The 22,208-nt window shown below is 61.2% G+C and carries 22 protein-coding genes; 3 read left to right on the top strand and 19 right to left on the bottom strand.

Annotation, left to right across the window (positions count from 1 at the left end):
* Window positions 1-254 precede the first annotated feature (254 nt).
* From ACN0X0_RS14295 to chvE, 10 genes are all read right to left on the bottom strand, one after another.
* Window positions 255-1,118 carry an SMP-30/gluconolactonase/LRE family protein gene (locus ACN0X0_RS14295; protein ID WP_417279697.1) on the bottom strand — a complete coding sequence of 288 codons (864 nt, stop codon included), beginning with the start codon at window positions 1,116-1,118 and terminating at the stop codon, window positions 255-257.
* Between the two features lie 10 nt (window positions 1,119-1,128).
* Window positions 1,129-1,734 (bottom strand): 2-dehydro-3-deoxy-6-phosphogalactonate aldolase, encoded by a 606-nt coding sequence (locus tag ACN0X0_RS14290; protein ID WP_417279696.1) that lies wholly within the window; start codon window positions 1,732-1,734, stop codon window positions 1,129-1,131.
* Window positions 1,731-2,666, bottom strand: coding sequence for a 2-dehydro-3-deoxygalactonokinase (locus tag ACN0X0_RS14285; RefSeq protein WP_417279695.1), 936 nt, complete (start codon window positions 2,664-2,666; stop codon window positions 1,731-1,733). Before ACN0X0_RS14285 ends, ACN0X0_RS14290 begins: the two co-directional genes overlap by 4 nt.
* Before the next feature lie 4 nt (window positions 2,667-2,670).
* The gene (locus ACN0X0_RS14280) at window positions 2,671-4,185 is read right to left on the bottom strand and encodes an aldehyde dehydrogenase (NADP(+)) (protein ID WP_417279694.1); all 1,515 of its coding nucleotides are present in this window, start codon (window positions 4,183-4,185) and stop codon (window positions 2,671-2,673) included.
* A gap of 35 nt (window positions 4,186-4,220) precedes the next feature.
* On the bottom strand, window positions 4,221-5,132 hold the full coding sequence (locus tag ACN0X0_RS14275) for a dihydrodipicolinate synthase family protein (RefSeq protein WP_417279693.1): 912 nt from the start codon (window positions 5,130-5,132) through the stop codon (window positions 4,221-4,223).
* A 15-nt stretch (window positions 5,133-5,147) separates the two neighbouring features.
* The gene (locus ACN0X0_RS14270) at window positions 5,148-6,077 is read right to left on the bottom strand and encodes a Gfo/Idh/MocA family protein (protein WP_417279692.1); all 930 of its coding nucleotides are present in this window, start codon (window positions 6,075-6,077) and stop codon (window positions 5,148-5,150) included.
* The gene (araD, locus tag ACN0X0_RS14265) at window positions 6,077-7,822 is read right to left on the bottom strand and encodes an L-arabinonate dehydratase (RefSeq protein ID WP_417279691.1); all 1,746 of its coding nucleotides are present in this window, start codon (window positions 7,820-7,822) and stop codon (window positions 6,077-6,079) included. The genes ACN0X0_RS14270 and araD overlap by 1 nt, the downstream gene beginning before the upstream one ends.
* 24 nt (window positions 7,823-7,846) lie before the next feature.
* Window positions 7,847-9,058: a multiple monosaccharide ABC transporter permease gene (mmsB, locus tag ACN0X0_RS14260; protein WP_417279690.1), complete on the bottom strand. Its 1,212-nt coding sequence runs from the start codon at window positions 9,056-9,058 to the stop codon at window positions 7,847-7,849.
* 11 nt (window positions 9,059-9,069) lie between these two features.
* Entirely contained in the window at window positions 9,070-10,587 is a 1,518-nt protein-coding gene (gene mmsA / locus ACN0X0_RS14255) for a multiple monosaccharide ABC transporter ATP-binding protein (RefSeq protein WP_417279689.1), read from the bottom strand.
* Between the two features lie 67 nt (window positions 10,588-10,654).
* Entirely contained in the window at window positions 10,655-11,707 is a 1,053-nt protein-coding gene (chvE, locus tag ACN0X0_RS14250) for a multiple monosaccharide ABC transporter substrate-binding protein (RefSeq protein WP_417279688.1), read from the bottom strand.
* A 172-nt stretch (window positions 11,708-11,879) separates the two neighbouring features.
* Between chvE and ACN0X0_RS14245 the strand changes: the two genes are divergently transcribed.
* Window positions 11,880-12,797: a LysR family transcriptional regulator gene (locus tag ACN0X0_RS14245; RefSeq protein ID WP_417279687.1), complete on the top strand. Its 918-nt coding sequence runs from the start codon at window positions 11,880-11,882 to the stop codon at window positions 12,795-12,797.
* A 295-nt stretch (window positions 12,798-13,092) separates the two neighbouring features.
* On the opposite strand, the gene ACN0X0_RS14240 is transcribed toward ACN0X0_RS14245, so the two are convergent.
* Genes ACN0X0_RS14240 through ACN0X0_RS14215 form a run of 6 tightly spaced genes read right to left on the bottom strand, consistent with a single transcriptional unit; the run spans window position 13,093 to window position 16,850 of the window.
* Window positions 13,093-13,548 carry a c-type cytochrome gene (locus ACN0X0_RS14240; protein WP_417279686.1) on the bottom strand — a complete coding sequence of 152 codons (456 nt, stop codon included), beginning with the start codon at window positions 13,546-13,548 and terminating at the stop codon, window positions 13,093-13,095.
* A 24-nt stretch (window positions 13,549-13,572) separates the two neighbouring features.
* The gene (locus ACN0X0_RS14235) at window positions 13,573-14,022 is read right to left on the bottom strand and encodes a c-type cytochrome (RefSeq protein ID WP_417263751.1); all 450 of its coding nucleotides are present in this window, start codon (window positions 14,020-14,022) and stop codon (window positions 13,573-13,575) included.
* Window positions 14,023-14,028: 6 nt separating this feature from the next.
* The gene (locus ACN0X0_RS14230) at window positions 14,029-14,550 is read right to left on the bottom strand and encodes a methylamine dehydrogenase light chain (protein WP_219783938.1); all 522 of its coding nucleotides are present in this window, start codon (window positions 14,548-14,550) and stop codon (window positions 14,029-14,031) included.
* Window positions 14,551-14,552: 2 nt separating this feature from the next.
* Window positions 14,553-15,170, bottom strand: coding sequence for a redoxin family protein (locus ACN0X0_RS14225; RefSeq protein ID WP_226554408.1), 618 nt, complete (start codon window positions 15,168-15,170; stop codon window positions 14,553-14,555).
* A 16-nt stretch (window positions 15,171-15,186) separates the two neighbouring features.
* On the bottom strand, window positions 15,187-15,714 hold the full coding sequence (locus ACN0X0_RS14220; protein WP_417279685.1) for a MauE/DoxX family redox-associated membrane protein: 528 nt from the start codon (window positions 15,712-15,714) through the stop codon (window positions 15,187-15,189).
* Window positions 15,714-16,850 (bottom strand): amine dehydrogenase large subunit, encoded by a 1,137-nt coding sequence (locus ACN0X0_RS14215; protein ID WP_417279684.1) that lies wholly within the window; start codon window positions 16,848-16,850, stop codon window positions 15,714-15,716. The genes ACN0X0_RS14220 and ACN0X0_RS14215 overlap by 1 nt, the downstream gene beginning before the upstream one ends.
* A 195-nt stretch (window positions 16,851-17,045) precedes the next feature.
* Here ACN0X0_RS14215 and ACN0X0_RS14210 point away from each other — a divergent pair, with 195 nt between their 5' ends.
* Complete coding sequence (locus tag ACN0X0_RS14210) at window positions 17,046-17,969, top strand: helix-turn-helix domain-containing protein (RefSeq protein ID WP_417279683.1); 924 nt, start codon at window positions 17,046-17,048, stop codon at window positions 17,967-17,969.
* A gap of 150 nt (window positions 17,970-18,119) precedes the next feature.
* On the opposite strand, the gene mprF is transcribed toward ACN0X0_RS14210, so the two are convergent.
* Complete coding sequence (gene mprF, locus ACN0X0_RS14205; protein ID WP_417279682.1) at window positions 18,120-20,732, bottom strand: bifunctional lysylphosphatidylglycerol flippase/synthetase MprF; 2,613 nt, start codon at window positions 20,730-20,732, stop codon at window positions 18,120-18,122.
* Window positions 20,733-20,949: 217 nt separating this feature from the next.
* Between mprF and ACN0X0_RS14200 the strand changes: the two genes are divergently transcribed.
* Window positions 20,950-21,219 (top strand): hypothetical protein, encoded by a 270-nt coding sequence (locus ACN0X0_RS14200; protein WP_417279681.1) that lies wholly within the window; start codon window positions 20,950-20,952, stop codon window positions 21,217-21,219.
* Between the two features lie 4 nt (window positions 21,220-21,223).
* Here the strand turns inward: ACN0X0_RS14200 and ACN0X0_RS14195 are convergent, their stop codons facing one another.
* Window positions 21,224-21,661, bottom strand: coding sequence for an HD domain-containing protein (locus ACN0X0_RS14195; RefSeq protein ID WP_417279680.1), 438 nt, complete (start codon window positions 21,659-21,661; stop codon window positions 21,224-21,226).
* Between the two features lie 3 nt (window positions 21,662-21,664).
* A complete protein-coding gene (locus ACN0X0_RS14190) occupies window positions 21,665-21,922 on the bottom strand; it encodes a hypothetical protein (protein WP_417279679.1) in 258 nt (85 codons plus the stop codon).
* Between the last annotated feature and the right edge of the window lie 286 nt (window positions 21,923-22,208).

Genomic DNA, 22,208 nt, shown 5'->3' with positions numbered 1-22,208 from the left:
AAGGCGTAAACGCGCCTTCGGATCATCCCAAAAGCCGACATCTTACCGGTGAGGCCAATTGCACCGGAGGTTCTCAAGCCTCGGCACCTTCCTTCTTTGACGACAAAAGAGGAAGTCCCTGTTGAAATGTTTGATAAAAACATTGGCCTATGCAGCATTTCGGACACAACGCTGAGGGGCCGTTGCGCCATTTACGCGACAAAGGCGGGCTGCGGAAGGTCACGATGGCCCCTCAGAGCGAGCCATTCAAATGGTTATCCCAGCACGACACGCGGCTCGAAGCGCCCGTTTACGCCTGTCACAACCTCGAACACACAGCCCTCTCCGGCGCGCGGATCCCTCAGATCTTCGGTCGCGGTTGTGGCGAAGAGCGTGTTTGCTTTGTCGCCGCCGAAGGCCGGGCAAGACGGCTGTCGGGCGGGCACAGGGTGCTCGGACAGGAAACGGCCGTCGGGCGCATACCGCGCAATGCGGGACGCCCCCCATTGCGCATTCCACAGGCACCCCTCGGCATCGACCACCGCACCATCGGGGTTAAGGCCCTCGTCGGTCAGGTCGATGTGAATGTGCGGGGTCTCACAGGGCCAGCCACGCGCGTCCAGCGCCTGACGCATGATCTTGCGCGTTGTGGTATCCGCGAAATAGGCCGTGCGCCCGTCAGGGGCAAAGCAGATCGCATTCGGGATGGTGATCCCGGCATGCAATTTGCGCAACTCCCCTCCGAAATACCGATAAATCGCCCCGGCGCCCGGCTGTGCCTGTTTGCCCATGGTGCCGATCCAAAACCCGCCCATCGGGTCGGCGCGCCCGTCGTTCGAACGGGTCACGGGATCGTCGGCCTCCAGAGCGATCACCTCGACACACGCCTCATTCCGCAGATCAAACAGCATCAACGCAGTCTCGGACGCGATCAGCAGCCTGTCGCGATCCACCCAACCCGCCGCAGAGACATGCTCGTCGAACTGCCAGACCTCTGTGCCCTCCGCCCCACGGCAATGCAGCCGCTTGCCCATGATGTCGAACCAAAACAAAGCGGCCCGTTCGGGGTGCCACAAAGGCCCCTCGCCAAGCTCGCAGATACGGTCGTCATACATGGTGGCACTCATTGGGGTCGTCATGCGGGGCTCCTCAGGCGTAGCAGGCATCAAAGGCCGCGACGATTTTCTCCGCTTTCGCGCGGACACTCAAAGGGGTGTCGTCCGGTTTGTAAAGCGCCGTGCCGATGCCGAACCCTGCCGCCCCTGCCGCATGCCATTCGGCGAAGTTCTCCGCACTCGCCCCGCCCACGGCCAGCATCTCGCAGCCCGCAGGCAGCACGGCTTTGATCGCCTTGAGCCCCGCAGGACCGATCAAAGATCCGGGGAAGAATTTAAGCCCGTTTGCGCCTGCGTCCAAGGCGGCGAAGCACTCGGTCGGTGTCATCACGCCGGGATAGGACAGCATGCCCGCGGCGCGGGTCGCGCGGATCACCTCGGGGTTCATATTGGGCGAGACCACCAATTTGGCGCCGATCTGCGCCAGCCTTTCGACCTCGGCCACAGAGAGCACCGTGCCTGCCCCGATGGTTGCCCGATCCCCAAAGGCCTCGATCAGCACCGCGATGGAGGTGAAAGCCTCCGGCGAGTTGAGCGGCACTTCGATTTTGGTGATGCCTGCGGCGATCAGCTCGGCCGTGACGGCCTCTGCATCGGGGGGCGTGATGCCACGCAAGATAGCGATGAGATTGCGGCTCATATCTGGGTCTCCGATGAGAGTTTCCGTGAGAAATCCGGTGAGAAAACAGTGTCGAATGCAGCGCCAAGCCCCAAAAGGGACAGCGCACTGCCGGACTGGCACTGGGCCACCGTGCCCAGCGTTTCAAGCGCGGATCGGTAAAGCTCGGCAAGGCTGTCGTCGCCAATGATGGTGACCGAACGGCCCAGCCAGCGCGCGCGGGTGGCGGCAAGCTCTTGTCCGATCAGCAGGCCCGACAAACGGCTTTTGGCACTCTCCGGGCGAAGTCCGGCGACAAGCCCCTCCGCACGCAGGGAAAAGAGCGCGGCGGTCAGACGCTCGGGCTGTTCCACGGCCTCGCGCACTGCGGCGCTAAAACTGGGCATCGACAGAGGCGCATCGCTTTCGACGCTGCGTCGGAGCACCGATTGCCGCGACAGAAGTGCGAAAAGTTCGCCTGTCATGACCGTGCAAAAATCTTGGATCGTGCCATCAGAAACCTGCACCCATTTGGTGTGCGTGCCCGGCAGACAGAGCGTCCCGTCAAACGCGGGGTCATTCACGAGAAAGCCCGCGATCTGGGTTTCCTCGCCGCGCATCACATCGGCGGGTTCTGCCTGGCTGACACCGCCGAGAATACGGACATCGAGACGGGCGTCTTGTGTCGGCACGCGGGTCGCCTCGGGCGCAGTCAGGCGCGCCGGGGTCGCGCGATACGGCGCCTCGCACCAGCCGTCACGCGCCCCCGCCATGCCGCAAATCAGCACTTGGGTCTGGCCACTCTCGGCCAAGAGATCCCCGGCAATCTCAAGAAAGGCAGGCTCGAACGCCTCGGACGAGAGTCTGCCCATTCCTTTGTCAGACCGCCGTTCGACCATCGGCGTGCCCGCCGCATCGAGCGCCCAAAGACGCAGCGCGGAAGTCCCCCAATCGACGGCGATCCGTGTCGTCATGGCCTCACACCAAGTCCTTGGGCAAAACATCCGTCGGGATGTTCTGATAGCAGACGGGGCGCAGGAAGCGGCGGATGGACAGGGTGCCGACGGAGGTGGCGCCAAAGTTGGTCGAAGCCGGATAAGGCCCGCCGTGCACCATGCTGTCGCAGACCTCGACGCCTGTCGGGAAACCGTTGGCAAGCACACGGCCCGCCTTGCGTTCCAGCACCGGCAAGAGACGACGTGCGAGCGCCGCATCGCCCTCATCGAGGTGCAGCGTGACGGTGAGTTGACCGCTAAAGCTGCGGGCGACGCGGTCCATCTCGTCCGCGTCCTTGGCGACGACCACGAGACCCAGAGGGCCAAAGACCTCTTCGGACAGCGCGTGGTTGCCGAGCCAGTCGGAGGCGGCCACTTTAAAGAGGAACGGCTTGGCCTCGCGTTGGTCGCACATGTTGGTCAACAGATCCTGAACCCCCGCCTGAGCGCCGATGGTCGCCGCACCGGAGCTGTAGGCTTTGGCGATGCCGTCCGTCAGCATGACCTGCGCGCCTTGCTCCGACAAAGCGGCCCGCGCCGCCTCGACAAAGGCGTCGGCCTCGCGGCCTTCGATCACCACGGCGATGCCCGGGTTGGTGCAGAACTGGCCCGCGCCCATGGCCAGCGAGCCCGCCCAGCCTTTGCCGAGCTCTGCGCCACGGGTCGAGATCGCCTCGGGCAGCATGAACATCGGGTTCACGGACCCAAGCTCGCCGAAAAACGGGATCGGAACCTCACGCTGAGCGCAAAGATCAAACAGCGCGCGCCCTCCGGCGAGCGAGCCGGTAAAGCCCACGGCGGTGATCAGCGGGTGTTGGACCAAAGTTTGCCCGACGATGCGGTCATTGCCCTGCACGAGGGAAAAGACGCCCTTGGGCATGCCGCAGGTTTGGATCGCGGCATGGATGGCTTCGGCGATGATCTCGCCGGTGCCGGGATGCGCGTCGTGGCCTTTGACGACGACAGGACAACCCGCCGCAAGTGCCGCGGCTGTGTCGCCCCCTGCGGTCGAGAAGGCGAGCGGAAAGTTCGAGGCGCCAAAAACAGCGACAGGACCGATGGGGCGCTGCATCATCCGAAGGTCGGGACGCGGCAGCGGCTGACGACCCGGCAGGGCTTCGTCATAGCGGCGGTCGAGATATTCCGCGCTCAGGATGTGGCTTGCAAAGAGGCGCAGCTGGCCGGTGGTGCGCCCGCGCTCGCCGTTCAAACGCGCCTCGGGCAGGCCGGTTTCCTGCGTGCCGATCTCGGTGATCGCCTCGGCGCGGGCTTCGATCTCATCCGCGATGGCGTTCAGAAATGCGGCACGCGCCTCGCGGGTCGAATAGCCGTAGTCCCAAAACGCCTCTTCGGCGGCGTCACACGCGGCATTCACATGCGCCGGCGCGCCTTTGGAAAAGCTGTGCGACGGCCCGTGCGCGGGAGCGGATTGAAAGCTTTCGTCACCGGCAACCCAAGCGCCTGCGATCAGATGTTTGCCATGCGGGGTGAAGGTCATGTGATGTCCTTTCAGAATATCGGAAGTGTCGGGGCTTATTTGCCCCAGCTCAGAACAAGCGGATCGAGCGGTTTCAAAAGCTCAATCAAACGCGTGCGAATGGCGGGATGTAGCGGCGCGACCGGGTGACGGCACATCTCGGATTTGATGACGCCGCCCTCGACCATCGCGGCCTTGCACGACTGCCAACCGCACTGACGGTTTTCGTGATTGATCGCCATGGCGACGCGGCCATAGGCGGCGGTGGCCTCCTCATGGCGGCCTGCGTGGAAATGGGTCAGAACGGGTTTGATCTGATCGACGATCATGCCCGAGGTCATCGAGCCGGTCGCACCTGCGTCGAGATCCGCCAAAAGCGTGATCGCCTCTTCACCGTCGAACGGCGCCTCAATCGCATCGCCGCCCTGTTCGATCAGAGCGCGGATTTTATTCGCAGCACGCGGACATTCGATTTTGAAGAGTTTGACCATCTCAATCTCTTTCGCCATCCGCACCAGAAGCGGCACGGAGAGATCGACACCCGACATCGGCGCGTCCTGCACCATGATCGGAATGCCGACATCCCCAACGGCGGCGAATTGTTCAAAGGTCTGCTCTGGCGTGCCCTTCAGCGTGGCGCCATGGTAAGGCGGCATCATCATCACGGCCTCTGCGCCAAGCGATTTGGCGAAACGCGCACGTTCCACGGCGATCTGTGTGGCGTAGTGCGAGATGGTGACGATCACGGGCACGCGCCCTGCGACATGTTCAAGCGAAAGGCGCGTGAGCACGTCGCGTTCGGCATCACTTACCAGAAACTGTTCGGAGAAGTTCGCAAGGATACAAATCCCGTCGGCGCCTTGGTCGATCAGGCAGTCCAGAACGCGTTTCATCCCATCGAGATCAAGCGTGCCATCGTCATTGAACGGGGTCGGGGCAACAGGCCAAATGCCGGTATACTGGGTCATGGTATGTCTTTCGGATTATTCGATGAAAGGCTCTACAGTCGTGCGCCGACCGAGAGAGAGGGCGTCGCAAACATGGATCATCGGGCGCAGGTCCATATCCACGGCACCGCGCGTCAGAAGATGGGCCATTTTCGCGTAAAGCCGCGGGTATTCGCCCGCCAACGGGTTGTGGTCGTCGAGCGCCTCGTCGACGCCGTCGATCCGGATGCGGGCGCCGCCATCAATGAGCGTGAGCGTGCCTGCGGCGGTGACCGCTTCGATGGACCAGATTTGCTCGCCCTCCTGACGGAAGTCGAAGTCGGCGGTGACAGAGGCGCCTTCGGGATGCGCGAAAGTCAGCTCCGCCGCAATCGGCGTCTGGCAGTTTTCGGGCACCAGGAGATGCGCGTCTGTGAGGTGGATGTCATGCGGAAGGATTTCCGTGACAATCGAGAGTGCATTGATGCCCGGATCAAAGACGCCCATGCCGCCCGGTTCCCAAATCCACGCCTGACCGGGGTGCCACCGGCGCACGTCCTCTTTCCACGTCACCTTGAGAGAGGTGAGGTGTTTGTCCGCGAGCCAGGCTTTGGCGACGGCGACCTTATCCGCCTCGCGCGAATGCCATGTGGCAAAGAGCGAGACGCCATTTTCGCGCGCCAACCGTTCCAGCGCGTAGCACTCCGCAAGCGTGGCGCCCGGAGGTTTCTCCAGCATCACGTGACGCCCCGCACGAAGGGCTTTGGCGGCGACCTCAAAACGCGGCACGGGCGGCAGGCAGAGGGACACGACACGGATGTCATCGCGCGCCGCAAGCAGCGCATCGATGTCGTCAAAGTGCTCGACGCCCTCGACCTTGCCATGCCGCGACACCGTGGCCGACAGGGTAAAGTCGGTGGAGGCCGCGATCGCAGGGACGTGTTGGTCCACCGCGATCTTGCCGATCCCGATGAGTGCAATATCCATCAATGGCTGTCCTTTCCTACGTCATTGCCGCGGCAGCCCTTGAGAAAGTCGAGGTCGGCGCCTGTATCGGCCCCCTCGACATGCTGTTGGTGCAGCCAGGCGTAGCCGCTTTCGGGCGCGCCCCCGAGCGGTTGCCACTCGGCCAGACGCGCGGCGAGGTCTTCGTCGGAAATATCGAGATGAAGGCGACGGTTCGCCACGTCCAACTCAATGAAATCGCCGTTCTGCACCACGGCCAAGGGGCCACCGGCGGCGGCTTCGGGCGAAGTGTGCAGAACCACAGTGCCGTAAGCCGTCCCCGACATCCGCGCGTCGGAAATGCGCACCATATCGGTGATGCCTTTCTGAAGCACTTTCGGCGGAAGCCCCATGTTGCCGACCTCGGCCATGCCCGGATAGCCTTTGGGGCCACAGTTTTTCATGACCATGATGCAGGTCTCGTCGATGTCGAGATCCGGATCGTTGATCTTGGCCTTATAGTCGTCGATGTCCTCGAACACGACCGCGCGACCCCGGTGTTGCAACAGGGCGGGCGTGGCGGCGGAGGGTTTGAGCACCGCGCCTTTCGGGGCAAGGTTGCCTTTGACCACCACGATACCGCCCGACTGCGTGAGCGCCTGATCGGTGGGCAGGATCACGTCTTCGTTGTGGTTCTGCGCGTCCTTGACCTCGTCCCAGATCGTAGACCCGGAGACTGTGAGTGCGCCCTTGTGCAACAGCCCGCCTTCGCCCAGACGTTTGAGCACCACCGGCAGACCGCCCGCGTAAAAGAACTCTTCCATCAGATACTTGCCCGAGGGCATGAGGTTGACGATGGTCGGCACCTCGCGCCCGCAACGGTCCCAATCTTCGAGCGTCAGATCAATGCCCACACGCCCCGCCATGGCCAAAAGGTGGATCACGGCGTTGGTGGAGCCGCCGATGGCCGCATTGGTGCGGATCGCGTTCTCGAAGGCCTCTTTGGTCATGATGTCCGAGGGTTTCAGATCGTCTTTGACCATCTCAACGATACGACGACCTGACATTTGCGCGATGACTCGGCGGCGGCTGTCGACGGCGGGGATCGCGGCGTTGCCGGACAGGGCCATGCCGAGGGATTCCGCCATCGACGCCATGGTCGAGGCCGTGCCCATCGTGTTGCAGGTGCCCGTGGAGCGCGACATCGAGGCCTCGGCGTCGAGGAACTCTTCCTGCGTCATCTCGCCCGCCTTCACGGCCTCGGAGAATTTCCAAAGATGCGTGCCGGAGCCGACGCGCTCGCCTTTGTAATAGCCGTTGAGCATCGGCCCGCCAGTGACGACGATCGAAGGGATGTCACAAGATGCCGCCGCCATCATCAGAGACGGCGTGGTCTTGTCACAGCCGACCATCAGAACCGCGCCGTCCATCGGCTGGCCGCGAATGGTTTCCTCGATGGACAGCGCCGCAAGGTTGCGGAACATCATCGCGGAGGGGCGAAACGTGTTCTCTGAGGCGGAAAACACCGGTACTTCGACCGGAAAGCCACCGGCTTCCCAGATGCCCGCTTTGATCTTCTCGGCCAGCTCTTTCATATGCACGCCGTTGCAGGGCGACAGCTCGGAGAAGGTGTTCAGAATGCCGATGATCGGGCGCCCGTCAAAGAGGTCGTGCGGGTAGCCCTGGTTCTTCAACCAGCCGCGATGGTAGATGGTGTCGCGGGAATTGCCGCCATACCATTCCTGAGACCGCAGCTTGCGGGGCCATTTTGCCGGTTTGAATGCCATTGGAGTATCCTTTCAATGACAGGCTCAGGCCTGTTTGTTCTTGTTGTAGACGTCGAAGAAAACGGCCGCGAGCAGCACCAGACCTTTGATGACCTGTTGGTAATCAATGCCGATGCCCATGATGGACATGCCGTTGTTCATCACGCCCATGATAAAGGCCCCCACCACGGCCCCGATGATCTTGCCCGAACCGCCCGACATGGAGGCCCCGCCGATGAACACAGCCGCGATGACGTCAAGTTCAAGCGCAAAGCCCGCTTTCGGCGTCGCAGTGTTGAGGCGTGCGGCAAAGATCATGCCAGCCAGCGCCGCGAGAACGCCCATGTTGACGAAGGCGAGGAAGGTGAGGCGTTCGGTCTTGATCCCCGACAGCTTGGCCGCCTTTTCATTGCCGCCCAGCGCATAGATGCGACGACCGATGACGGTGCGCGAGGTGATGAACGCATAGACCATGATCAGCACACCCATGGTGACGACGACGTTGGGCAGGCCACGGAAGGTGGAAAGTTTGAACATCAGGAACACGAAGGCGGCAGAGATGATCGCGATGCGTCCCCAGAAGAGGCCAGCGGGTTCATCCACGATGCCATATTGCGCGTTGCGGGCGCGGGTCTTGAGACCCATTTGGATCACGGCGGCGGCGCCGAGCAGGCCGAGGGCAAAGGAGAGCACGTTAAAGTTGCGCGCGCCGAACAGCTGGGCGAGGCCTGTGCCCCAAGCGGCGGGGAAAATGTCGCCGACGAAGCCCGTGGAGAGAATTTGGAATTCGCGAGGGAACGGGCCGACAGACTGACCTTCGAGGAGCCAGAGCGACAAGCCACGAAAGACGAGCATCCCCGCAAGCGTCACGATAAAGGACGGGATGCGCCAAAAGGCAACGAAATACCCCTGCGCCGCGCCGATCAGACCGCCGACCACGAGACAGATCGGCATGGTCACGGCGACCGGCATGTCCATTTCAACGATAAGCACGGCAGCAAGCGCACCGACAAAGCCCATCACGGAGCCAACGGAGAGGTCGATATGGCCCGCGACGATGACCACCAGCATGCCGAGCGCCATGATGATGATGTAGGAGTTTTGAAGGAACAGGTTGGTGATGTTGACGGGGCGCATCAGCGTGCCGCCTGTCACGATCTGGAAAAAGGTCATGATCGCGATCAGCGCGAAAAGCAGGCCGTAGTCACGCATATGGCCGGCCAGATGGGCTTTGATGCCTTTCTGAGAATTCGTCATTTTGATGTCCCTTATTCGTTGACGATGAGCGACATGATGCGCTCCTGGCTGGCTTCTTCGGCGGACAATTCGCCCACGAATGCGCCTTCGTTCATCACATAAATGCGGTCACACATGCCGAGCAGTTCGGGCATTTCCGACGAGATCATAACGACCCCTTTGCCCTCGGCGGACAGCTCGTTGATGATCGCGTAGATTTCGTATTTCGCGCCGACGTCGATGCCACGGGTCGGCTCGTCGAGGATCAGAACCTCGGGCGCGGTGTTGAGCCATTTGGCCAACACGACCTTTTGCTGGTTGCCGCCCGACAGGTTGCCGACTTTCTGGAACACCGAAGGCGTGCGGGTGCGCAGCGCCTCGCGGTATTTCTCCGCGACCTGCGTTTCGGCGTGGCTGTCGAGCACCCCGTTGCGCGACACATTGTCGAGTTTGGCGAGCGTGGTGTTGAACCGGATGGTTTCATCAAGCACGAGGCCGAGATGTTTGCGATCCTCGGTCACATAGGCCAGCCCCGCGTCGATGGCGCGCGGCACATTGGACACATCGACCGGCGTGCCATGCAGTTTCACCGTGCCGTCAATATTGCGGCCATAGCTTTTGCCGAACACGGACATGGCCAGTTCGGTGCGCCCGGAGCCCATGAGACCCGCGATGCCGACAACCTCGCCCGCGCGCACGTTCATGGAAATGTTCTTGATGATCTGGCGCTCGGCGTGTTCGGGATGCCAGGCGTTCCAATTCTCGATCTCGAGCAACATCTCGCCCGCTTTGCGTTCCCGTTCGGGATAGCGGTCGGACATATCGCGCCCCACCATGTCGCGCACGATGTCGTCTTCGGAAAGACCGGCCTTGGCGTCGAGCGTCGAGACCGACATGCCATCGCGGATCACAGTGACCGTATCGGAGACATAGCGCACCTCGCCCAGCTTGTGCGAGATGATGATCGAGGTCACGCCCTGCGATTTCAGCTCAAGCATCAGGTCCAGAAGCTTTTGCGAGTCGTTTTCCTGAAGCGCGGCGGTCGGTTCGTCGAGGATCAGCAGGCGCACGTCTTTTGAGAGCGCCTTGGCGATTTCCACCAGCTGCTGTTTGCCGACGCCGAGGCTGTCGATCAGGGTGGTCGGGCTTTCCTTGAGGCCGACTTTGCGCAGCAACTCTTCGGTGCGGCGGTTGGCCTCGTGCCAGTTGATCACGCCGCCTGTCGCGGTTTCGTTGCCCAAAAAGATGTTTTCGGCAATCGAAAGCTGTGGGACGAGCGCAAGCTCCTGGTGAATGATGATGATGCCACGGTCCTCGCTGTCGCGGATGCCGCGGAACTCGGCGAGGGCGCCGTCGTAATGGATTTCCCCGTCGTAGGTGCCAGCCGGGTAAACGCCGGAGAGCACTTTCATCAGGGTGGATTTGCCTGCGCCGTTTTCACCACAGATCGCGTGGATTTCTCCCTCCGCGACCGTCAGGCTCACCTTGTCGAGTGCTTTCACGCCGGGGAACTCTTTGGTGATGGAACGCATTTCAAGAAGCGCGGTCATGCTGATCTCTTGTCCTTTAATAGACCCGCCCGCATGAGGATGTGCGGACGGGTCGAGGGAGGATGGCTTACTTGACCTGGTCTTCGGTGTAGTACCCGGAGCCGATCAGGATCTCTTCCCAGTTGGAGGCGTCGACGGCGACGGGTTCCAGCAGGTAGGAGGGCACGACCTTGACACCGTTGTCATAGGTCTCGGTGTCGTTGATTTCCGGCTCGGAGCCGCCGAGAACCGCATCGACCATGCCCACGGTGACTTTTGCCAGCTCGCGGGTGTCTTTGAAGATGGTCGAATATTGCTCGCCTGCGAGGATCGACTTGATGGATTGCAATTCCGCATCCTGACCCGTCACGATCGGCATTTTCAGATCGCCAGAGCCATAGCCCACGCCCTTGAGCGAGGAGAGGATGCCGATGGACAGACCATCGTAGGGGGCCAGCACGCCGTGCACCTCTTTGTCGGTATAGTTGGCGGACAGGATGTTATCCATACGCGCCTGCGCCACGGCGCCGTCCCAACGCAGCGTGCCGACCTTGTCCATGCCCATCTGGCCGGACTGAACCACGATGGTGCCATCGTCGATCAGCGGCTGAAGCACGCTCATCGCACCGTCGTAGAAGAAATAAGCGTTGTTGTCGTCCGGCGAGCCGCCGAACAGCTCGACATTGTAAGGGCCATCGCCAAAGCGGGCCTTCAGGCCTTCGACCATCGAGGTCGCCTGTTGCACACCGACTTTGAAGTTGTCGAAGGTGGCGTAGTAATCGACGTCGCCGCTGTCGCGGATCAGGCGGTCATAGGCGATGACCTTGACGCCCGCAGCAGAGGCGTTCTCGAGCGCGTTCGACAGCGTGGTGCCGTCGATGGCCGCGATCACAAGCGCGTCGACGCCTTTGGTGATCATGTTCTCGATCTGAGCGAGCTGGTTGGGGATATCGTCCTCTGCGTATTGCAGGTCGGTCGTGTAGCCAGCGGCTTCGAGCTCCTTGACCATGTTGTCCCCGTCGGCAATCCAGCGCGCCGAAGATTTGGTCGGCATGGCGATGCCGACAAGGCCGTCAGCATAAGCCGCGGACGCGAAAGAAATGGCCGCGGTCGCCGCGGTCAGCATGGTTTTGATCTTCATGTTGTCCTCCCGTTGGGTCCGAGCGCTCCGTTCTCCCGCGCTTTGGTCCCGACATTTTCAATACGACCCGTCTCCACAGGTCAGCCCCAGACCTAAAAGAAAGTTTACATCACTGTAAAATGAGCTTATCGACTACATACATACCAAAAATGTTATACCGAAAGAATATGAGATGCAGTTCGTTCGGACATTCAAGCCTATACATCTAGAGTTTTTGTTGAAGATTCAGGAAGTTGGTCAACTACAAGTCGCCGCACACCTGCTCAACATGACCCAACCTGCCGCTTCGCGCATGCTCAAAGATATTGAGGAACGCTGCGGCACAACGCTTTTCAAACGCACGCCCAAAGGGATGGAACCGACGCCCTCTGGCGAAGTTTTCATCAAACATGCGAGAATCGTGCTGGCGGGGCTCGACTCCCTTGAAAAGGAAATCATCGCCCTGGCCACAGGCATGGCGGGTGAGGTGCGGGTCGGCTCGGTAACCGGGCCTGCGATTGGCGTTCTCATCCCCGCGATGGAAATCCTGCGCGAACGCGCGCCGAATATTTCCGTCACCATCGACGTGGCCCCCTCGGTCGATTTGGTGCGCGGGTTGGACGAGGGCAAGTTCGATTTTGTTATGGCCCGCGTCCCGCCGACCCATGATAGCCGCGATCTGCATGTGCACCCTGCCCGCAATGAACAAGTGCGGCTCTTGGTCAACGAGGTGCACCCGCTGTTGTCGCACTCAAATGTGACGCTAGAGGAGCTATCGCACTACCCGTGGATCATGCAGGAACGCGGCTCGCCCATCCGGGAAGCCGTGGAGACCAGTTTCTACGCCGCAGGGCTGCCGCCCCCTGAGCGGGTGGTGAACTCCTCGTCCCTTCTCATCGCCCTGGCTCTGCTCAAAGGCACGGACATGATCGCGCCGCTGTCCGAAGAGGTCACGGGGTTGATGACCAGCGAGGGACTGGGCGCCAAGCTGCGGGTGATCAACGTCGCGGTGCCGATGTCCGTCTCGCCCTATTTCATCATTCGCGACCGGTCCCGAGAACTCACCCCGGCGGCCACGCTGTTCTACGAGCAACTGCTGGCGGAAATTTAACCCCCTGCGCGACACGAAGGCCACGAGTCAGGAGACATCGCATGTGAGGCCGCGGATCAAAACCTTCTGTGTTGGACGCCGCCGTCTGATGCGCATAGCCCGACAGAGCCATCACCTTAATGGATCGCACATTTGGCGGGAGCTTCTGAGTTTGGCGTGGCTTCTCGCCACCCTTTGCCTCACTCGACAGATAGATCCATAAAAAATTGATCCGCCACGTCATGCACTCCCGACATGAACAGCAAGCCTTTCTGACCCAGCTGCATGCCAGCTGCATGATGGTCAGCCACACAGCTTATGGCCATGGATAGTCCGCGACGGTCACCCCCATGGCGGAAAGCTCCTCCACCACGAGGCGACGATAGGCCACCACGTCAGGCACCGGCTCGGCGCGGCGGCGGGTGACTTCGTCTTCGGTGAACGCGATCGCAGGGGCACCGGTCTCCGTTTCGCCCCAAACATCGAGCACATAGTTCATCACTTCGGCGATCTCGCGATCATTGAGCGATGAACCGACCACGCCGGGCACATGCATCATATAGGTGCGGCCCAAGTCGGTGCCCGCAATATAGCCGACACTGTCGGGAAAGGCCGGGATGTCCCCCTCTGTCGTGCCCAAGCCTTCGAACCCGTGACAGCCCGCACAGCGCAGGATGTAATTCGTGTGCGGGCTGCGCGTGGGTTGATCGGCTGCCGCCAGCGCGGCGGGCAGAAGTGCCACCACAACGCTCAGAGATTTCAAAAGAGGCATGCTCATTCCTTTCCGTCCAAGGGCTTAATCGACAGCCGGGCGCATCGCCCGCAGATCGGCATGAGAGGGACGCGCCTCCCGCGTGGCATCGAGAAGGGCCTGCGTCATGACGCCATCGGTCTCACCGAGCGTTTGCAGCACCCAAGTGCCGATCTCGACCAGTTCTTCGTCGGTGGTGCTGGCCACGGGCGGCATGATCAGGCCGATGTACATCTGGCCCTGCACCTCCAGTTTGCCCGCCATCCCCGAGACCACCACGCCAGCGAGATACTCGGGCGCGGTGTCGCCAAGGGCTTGCCAAAAGGCGGGGCGGTTCAACGGCGGGGCGAGGCCCGGATTGCCGATGCCGCCCGTGTTGTGGCAGGCGGCGCAGTGAATATCGAACAACTCCTCCGGCGTCTCGGCAGAGACCGGGAGGGCGAGGAGGGCCGTGGCAATCGCCACAGCCCCCGTGAGTGTCGTCAAAAGGCGCACGTCAGATTACTCCGCCAAGCCCACAACCACGGAAACCGTGCAGTGGTAGCCTTTGTCGGTGTTCGCCATGCACCAGTTGATGTCGTTGTAGAGCCCCATGCGATAGCCCGGACGCTCGCCTTCGGAGGTGTAGCAGAAGGTTGCAGAATCCACCGACGGTTTGCCGCAACAGTCATTGTAGGCCACGAGGTAGTCCTTGCCGTCATCGGGGTTCGAACAGGTGCCGACCCAAGAGACGGAAGAGGCGGACGAGCCCGGAGGACATTGCGTCAGAGAGCCGCCGGAGGTGGAGCAAAGGTTGCCGTCGAGGGCACAGTGACGCCAGTAGGAGCATTCGTCCTCCGGCAGTTCAGAGGCGTTGGCACGACGGTCGAAGGGCAGGATCGGGGTCGCCACGGCGGCGCCCAGAACCGAAGCCCCGGCTTTCGCCATAAAGCTGCGGCGGCCAAGGTTGCGCGCGGCGGTGCGGGCACCGGTTTCGACGCTTTTGTCGAGGGTCTTGAGAAGTTTGTCGATCAGTCTGGTCATAATCAGATCCTTTCGGAGGAAAATTGAGTGGCGCCCATCTGGTGGGCGACCGCAGCCTGGTAAGAGGGGATGCCGGTCTCGGAGGCGGTAAACAGGCTTTCGAGCTGTTCACGGGAGTTGACGAGACCCTTGGCGCGCACCTTGCCGTCCGGCCCGATGAGCACGGCAAAGGGCAGTTTTGCGACCTTGAAGGTCATGCCGAGGTCGGAGGACAGCGCATAGGGGAAGCTTTGCAAATGCTCCGCCTCGATGAGCCGACGATGCGCCGCTTCGCGCCCGTCAGAGGCCAGCGCGACATCGAGCCAGCCCTGTTCATCGTCCCGGATCGATTTGATCGCGGGCAAAAGCGCCTTGCAGATCGGACATGTGGTGGAGAGGAAGAACACAAGCTGCGCCCGCCCTTCCGGTCCGCCCAGTGCAAATTCCGACCCATTGAGATTGGGCAGAGTCATCTGCGGCACGGTTTCGCCGATGTCCGGTCCACTGTCCGAAATCATCGCGCCGACCGGCGAGACCCGTTCGAACAGGATGCCGATCTGGCGGGCGAGCGCAAAGATGATCGCGATCTGCACCAGCACGACAACCCACAGGGCGATGTTGGAAAAGATAAGTATATTCATAGTGTTCTATCCTCTCTCATCCGGCCTGCCGGATGTGGGGGAGATGGGAGGCGAGTTTTTCCGCCACGCCGTAGATGGCAAAAAGCGTGATCCCGGCGGTGATCGCCATGATCGCCCCCGCGGGACCGACCGGCCCAGTGGTGATCATCGCGACAGCCAGAGCCATGGCGGTCAAAACGGCATTGCGCCCAAGCGTGAGGCCAGAGACGATCTGCGGCGTGCCACCGCAGCCACAGTCGATCTCCGTCTGCCCGCGAAGCAAAGCCGCCGCCATCAAAGCGCCGTAACCCAGGAACAAACCTGCCGCCATCAGCCCGCCGAAGGGGCGGGTGAAGGGGAGCAGGAGTGCGAGAACGGTGAGGGCCTCGGCCCCCGTCAATCCGCGCACGATCAAGGGCACCATATGACGCGGCACAAGCCCATAGCCCTGCGCAAATCCCACCGTTTCATAATAGGCCTGCCACTTGTGCCAGGCCGCGCGCGCCAGGACGAGCACGAGAAAGCTCGTCAGGGTTGCAGAGGTGAGGTGCGACAGGTCTCCCATCAGCGATCCAGCTCCATGACGGTCGGCCAGCCGGCGATGTTGAACTCTTCGGCCACCTCAAGGAAAACCTCGTCGCCCATCTCGACGGAGTAGAGATAAACCTCGCCTTCCTCATTGGCGCCATAGAGCATCGGCTCTTCGGTCTGGGTCACGATCAGCCCGTTTTCGTGATGCGCGGCGGCGCGTCCGACAACGGTTTTGCTGTCCATATCCACGGCCCAGATTTGCTCGGCGCCGTTTTTGTGCGACCCGTCATAGGACCCGGAGTGCATCAGCACGAAAGCGGTGTTGGTCGGCGCGTTATAGGCGATCAGCTCGGAGCCGGAGGGCGCCCATTTGCCCAGAACGCCTTCGGTGAGGGCGATGGTCTCGGACAGGACCGGCACCTCGCCGCTGTCATCGACGACATAGAGATTGCCGTTATAGGACACGTAAACGAGGGTCTCCCCCACGCGCACGCCATTGGTGAAAAGCGCGTCGTCATCGACGTCAAAGATCTTCTCCGACTTGCCCGGATCGCCAAAGGTGCCATCGGCGGCATAGGAATAAGTCTGGAAGGTGCCGTCACCGCAGATCGTGGTGAACTTCATGCCAGTGGTCGAGGGGAAGATGCCCCAGCAGCCCGGCGTCGGAATTTCGGCCAACGCGCTTCCGGCGGCGATGTCGATCACCGACACGGAGGTCGCGGGTGTCGCATTCTGAGCAAGCGCATAGGCCTCATCGGAGGATAGCGCGAGCAGCGCCGGCTGGCTTTCCACATGGGCCATTTTATCGCCGAACTCAAATTCGCTTTTGATCTTGAGCGTGTCAACGTCCCAAGTGTGGAAGACGTTGGTGATCGGACCATAGGTGTAGCGTTCGAAATAGACCGAGGTGGTGTACATCGTCTTGCCATCGGCAGAGAGCACCATCTGTGCGGTGGTGCCCGGGCCCATGTTGCCCTTCATCGCAAAGTCTTCGGCGCCCAACACGTTGATCGAGGACGGGCCTTTCCACTCCTGAGAAAGCACGAACAGATTCGGGCCTTCGTCGATCGTTTCCTTGACGGTGAGGGTTTCGGGTTCAATAGCGTCTTGTGCGAAAGCCGGTCCGGTCAACGCAACAAGCGCCACGAAAGCGGCGGTTGTAGATTTCATCATCTGTCTCCTGGTGATGGTCTCGCGATCAGCTTAGGCGCTGGTGATCAGCCCGCGCTATCCGCTTTGATCCGGCTATTTCGCTCATAAAATATGCGCCGCGTGAATCTCGCCGTTTTCGGCGCCGACAAACTTGACGCGCCCCTTCCCGATGCGTCTTGAAGGAAGAAAAACATTCAATATCGGACGCTTATTATGCACACATGCCTCCAGGCCAAGACCCTCGTGAGAGAGGTGCAATACGACAGTTTCGTCGATCAAGAGCGTGGTCTCGACGGTTGGAAACAGCTCTATCGGCAATTGTCTCCCGGGGCATTCGAGGGGCATATCGCGGCACTGGAGTGGGATGAAATCTCGCTCTACCGCGAGACAGTGAACCAAAAGATGGAGAACTTCTATCGTGTTCCCGAAGGCTCCATCTGCGTCGGGTTTTCGCTTGGAAAACGGCTTTCCATGGCGGGACAGGCCAATGCGATTGGTGCGGGGACCGGCATGATCCATGTCGCAGACGAAGAGTATCACATCTTCACCGACAGCCATGCGGATTACATCATGCTCACCCTGCCCGACACCGCCCTGTCGGAAGAGATCGCCAGAGGGTCAAACCCCATTCCGCCGCAGGCCAGCCATGGCCTCGCGGACTGGATGTTGACGCTGATCGAAAGTGCGCGGCAGGGTCTGGCGCAACAACCCGTTCTGGATCTGGCGCCGGATCTGTTGATCGACCGCATTTCGCTATGGGCGCGTGACGCCACGCGACACCGCCTGCGCAAATCCCCGCGCGGGTTGATGTCGGATATTCTGGCGGCTTGCGACACGCTTCCTTTCGAAAAGCTCAGCGTCAGCCATTTGTCAAAACTGTTGGACCGGGACCGGATGCTCTTGCGCGCCTGCTGTTTGGAACGGACGGGGATGTCGCTTGACGACTTGCTCAAAGGGCGTCGCATGAGCGAAGTGCATCGTCGCCTCCGCATGTCAGACCCGCGCGATACAAAAGTGTCGGATGTGAGTATGGAATTCGGCTATTATCATTGGGGAAGGTTCTCCCAAGCCTATCGTGCCATGTTTGGCGAACGCCCCTCTGACACATTGCGCCGTGACGCGCCCAAATATTGCTGAGACGTGGGCATCAGATCACTTGCTCGGATGAGATTCACGCACAGGCATAGCGCGGAAACAGGTGTGTGACGGAGCAAAGATCAGGGCGTGACCGGGATAACGCGCTCTGCGCCCTGACAGACCTCGGCTTGCCGAATGCCGCGCATGGCTTCAGGCTGGAGAGTGGTCGATTGGCGTGATCGTGGTGCTTGTCGCGTTTGTGTTTCGGGGGCGGCTGACAAGAGCGACCACATCCGTTGCCACGGCGAGGATGTTGGCACGCGGCGAGACCGCAACGTAGATCGGTTGCCAGTCCGGCGCGAACTTGTCCTTGAAGGCCCGCAGCCCCTCGAAGTTGTAGAACTGTCGCCCGTGGCGATAGACAAGCGCTCCGAGGCGGGTCGACAGCGCCGCGCCGCGCCGCGCTTCAAGGCCCGAGAGCGGGGCATTGCCCAACGAGAATTCCGCGTAGTCTTGGTCCGCGAAATGCAACAGCAACTCGGTGAACAGGAATTCCATCAGCCCAGAGGGCGCATCGTCAATATGGCGCATCAGGTCGATTGATGCCTTTTGCCGCGCCTCGGTCAGCCACAGGTTGGCAAAGGCCACGATCCGCCCGCCAAAGCGCACCACGGCGATCGGCGCGCGCGACAACACGGCAGGGTCGAAGGCCCCGACGGAGAAGCCCTTTTCCTCCCCCGCTTTGGTTTTCAGCCACGCGTCGGAGATCGCCTTGAGTTCAGGCATGAAATCATCGGCGAAGGGCGGCGTCAGGACCTCGAAGGACAGCCCGTCGCGCAGAGCACGATTGTGTGCCGTGCGCAGTTTCTTGCGGGCGGGGCCTTCCAGCGAGAAATCCCTGAGCGGCACCACGGCCTCCTCGCCCATCTTGACCAGCGCAAGCCCCATCTCGAGCCAGAGCGGAATCCTCTCGGCTCCGACCGAGTAGAACACCGGTCGGGCATTGGCCGCATAGGCCGCATCTTGAAAAGCCCAAGCCAGCGCGGACAGTTCAGACGGATCACCGAAAGGTTCGTGCAGCGCGATCCAGCTTCGCCCACGGATGCGATACATCAGGGCGCTGCGACCACTGTCCGAGAACATCAGGCATTTGTCTCCCGTCAGGGCAATATTGGCCTCGGGGTCAGGTTGAGACATGACAATGGCACGGACCTTTTCGATCTCGTCCAGCGTCGGCAACTCGTGCGACATCTGCCCCGGACGCAGGGCAAAGACCAAAAGCGACAGGCCCAGAACCGACATGCCGACCAACGCGGCCCTGAGCGCGCGGGGGGCACTCTGGTCGATGGCGAATTGCCACCAAAGCTCATTGGCGTAGGGCGTCGCCTTGTGGGCGAAAAACAGCGTGGCTGCCAGCGCCGCCATCAGGCCGAGGATCACCACCGCCCAACGGGGGCTGAACGCCTCACGTGTCAGGCGCGTGGTACGAAAGAACTCGGCCTTCGTCGGCCAGAGGATCAGCAGAGCGACACCGAGCACCGCGGCGCGTTCCACGTCGAGCCCGTTGGCCAGACTGGCGACGATACCCCCTGCCAGTGCCAACATCGCCAACCACCATGCCCCCGCCACACGGCGCAGGAGCCCGTGTGCGATGATCAGCATAGCCGCTCCGAGGATACTGGACAGCAATGCGCCACCTTCGATCACCGCCAGTGGGGTGAGGAATTCGAGCTGTTCGGCCAGTTCCGAGGTCGGCGGGATCAGCGTCGACATCATCAGGAACGCGCCCGAGGCCAACATCATGACCGACATGGCCAACGGCACCAGCGCGCCGACCGAGCGCGTCACCGGAGCCAGCACAGGCATCACCTTGCCGGAGGCCATCCGCGCCTCGGTCAACGCCATCAGCACCAGCGACAGACCGAAGGGCAGAAGGTAGTAGATCACGCGATAGAGCAGCAGGCCGGCGGCGACATCGGCGACAGGCACCGAGGCGGGCAGCGCCGCGACCACCACGGTCTCAAGCACCCCGACACCGCCCGGAACGTGGCTGATCACCCCCGCCATCACAGCTGCGGCATAGACCGCGAGGAAGGTGGCAAACCCGAGATCCGTGGGCGGCAGCAACAGATAGAGCGTCATGGCGGCCAACAGCAGGTCTAAGGCTGTAAAGAGAAACTGTGCCGCCATGAGGCGCGGCGCAGGGGCCTTTAAGATGATGCCCCGCACTGTGATCTGAGAGCCGCGCACGGCGATCACGAACAGCAGGCCAACGGAGAGCATGACCACCACCACAGACAAGCCCCGCACCATCCCCGGTGCCAGCGGCAATAGATGCCCCAGCGCATAGGGATGGACGGCCAGCGCGCCAAAGCCGATGATCGTCGCGCCGAAGCCAAAGGAGACCGAGGCAAAGGTGGCAATCGCCGCGATGTCCTGCGCCGTCAGACCCAGTGCGGAGTAGATGCGATACCGCACCGCGCCGCCTGTGATCGGACCTGCACCGATCGTGTTGCCCATGGCATAGCCGAGAAAACTGCCGAGCGCGATCACGGGCTTGGGCAGATCCTTCTCGATGTAGCGCAGCGCCGACCAGTCATATCCGATCAGAGCCGCATAGCTGGCCAGCGTGGCCAAAACAGCGAGAGCCAGCACATGCCACGGCGTGGCCCGCGCGACGGACATCACTTGTTTCAGATCGACACTGGCCAGCAGATGGTGCAGCGACCACGCCCCCGCCGAGAACAGGCCAAGGGTCACAATCCAAGGCAAAAGCGGCTTCAGGCGGTGCAGGAGACTGGGGGGCTGTGCGGTGTCTGTCATGGCCTATCCTATGCCCTACGGTCATGCCGCCTGCGGCTTTGTAAAAGGTCAGGGAAACATTACGATTTCACACCCTTTTGGCAAGGCATGCACGATCTGTGGCGGGCATACGTCCATCATCGCAACATCCTGAGTAACGTTCACACCATGAACAGCTCCTCCTCGCCACCGCGCTGGCCCTTCTGCCCCCTGCAACGACTGCCACGCCGGTGACCGAATGACCTCTCTCGACGCCTGCTTCGGCCTCCCGGGTGGACGGTACACCACCTCGCTCAACAAGATTCCCGACGTCACCGCCGCGTTCTGGCTAATCGCGCTGAAGGCCGCGAGCTTCGCCCTGTGGTTTAAAATGGAAGGCACGCTCTCGATCCACGATGACAGAGGGCCTACCGCCATAACCGCAGGCTTCTTTTTGTCGCCGATCTGCGCCGGAATGCCTGCAAGGCGGGCCAGCTCTTTCTTCAGCCGCCGGACCTCGGCCTCCTGATCGCTCATATGTTGCGGCTATACTTCGCTTCGAGCCTATCCCTTGTCGCTTTATCGAGGAGATGGAGACGGCTTCGATTGTGCGCCACGTCTGCGTGCTTTACTTTCGCGGCGATCGGATTGCTCATGACACGCGGAAGATACTGTGTCTCGTAATCCTCAAGCGGCTGTTTCGTCATCGCCGCTACGGCGTCTGCGATCTCCGGGCCAAACCGCTCCGTTAAAATTTCCATCGACACCAGGCTGCGATCTGCACAGTCTTCCAAACTGTCATGCAGCAGGCCAACAATCTCGAATTTCAGCCCAAGATGCGCCACAGCGGTCGCAACTGCACGTACATGCTCTATATAGGGCACTCCAAGCTTGTCGACCTGACCCGCATGAGCTTTCTGTGCAAGTTCGAGTGCAGCATTGCGAAGATTTCCGTCCATGTTCTGAGACATCAACTATCCTTTTAGAGGTATGCCACGACGTTCGCGCGCATTGTCGCGGCGGGTTTCCCACTTTGGGTCAGCCGGCAGCATGACAGGCGCGTATCCATTTGCCTTCGTGAAACTGTTGATGAGATAGTGCTGTGCGTCATCAAGATCCAACCCCATCGCTTTCACGGTTTCGCGTGCCTCCTGCTCAACATCGGTAACAACATACTGCAGTTGGGCCTCGTCTACCGGAATATCTCTAGCCTGGAGGCCAGCAATCGCCATCCAACCTCACAAGCCAAGGCACGAATGACATTTTGTAGGGGACTGTACAGCTGATAGGATCGCGTCCTTAGTGCAGTCGGCAATACTGTAGGTGCGCACAGTTCCAAGCTAAAATCGATTTCCGGAAGTTTTCTGCACGCCGCACGCATGTCCCGTTTGTGACTTGTTTAAGATCGGCACATGCATTTCGCCCCTGCTCATGAGGTAATCCCCCCCCGATCTTAGGGGGATGCGGAAGTAGAATTTTCTCGGCAGGATGAACGAGGAGCTTCCGATGAAGAAGACA

It is taken from the genome of Celeribacter sp. (assembly GCF_048270365.1).
In the GTDB taxonomy this organism is placed as follows: domain Bacteria; phylum Pseudomonadota; class Alphaproteobacteria; order Rhodobacterales; family Rhodobacteraceae; genus Celeribacter.
The sequence above is the reverse complement of the archived record's forward strand: the minus strand, read 5'-3'. Positions and strand labels throughout refer to the sequence as shown.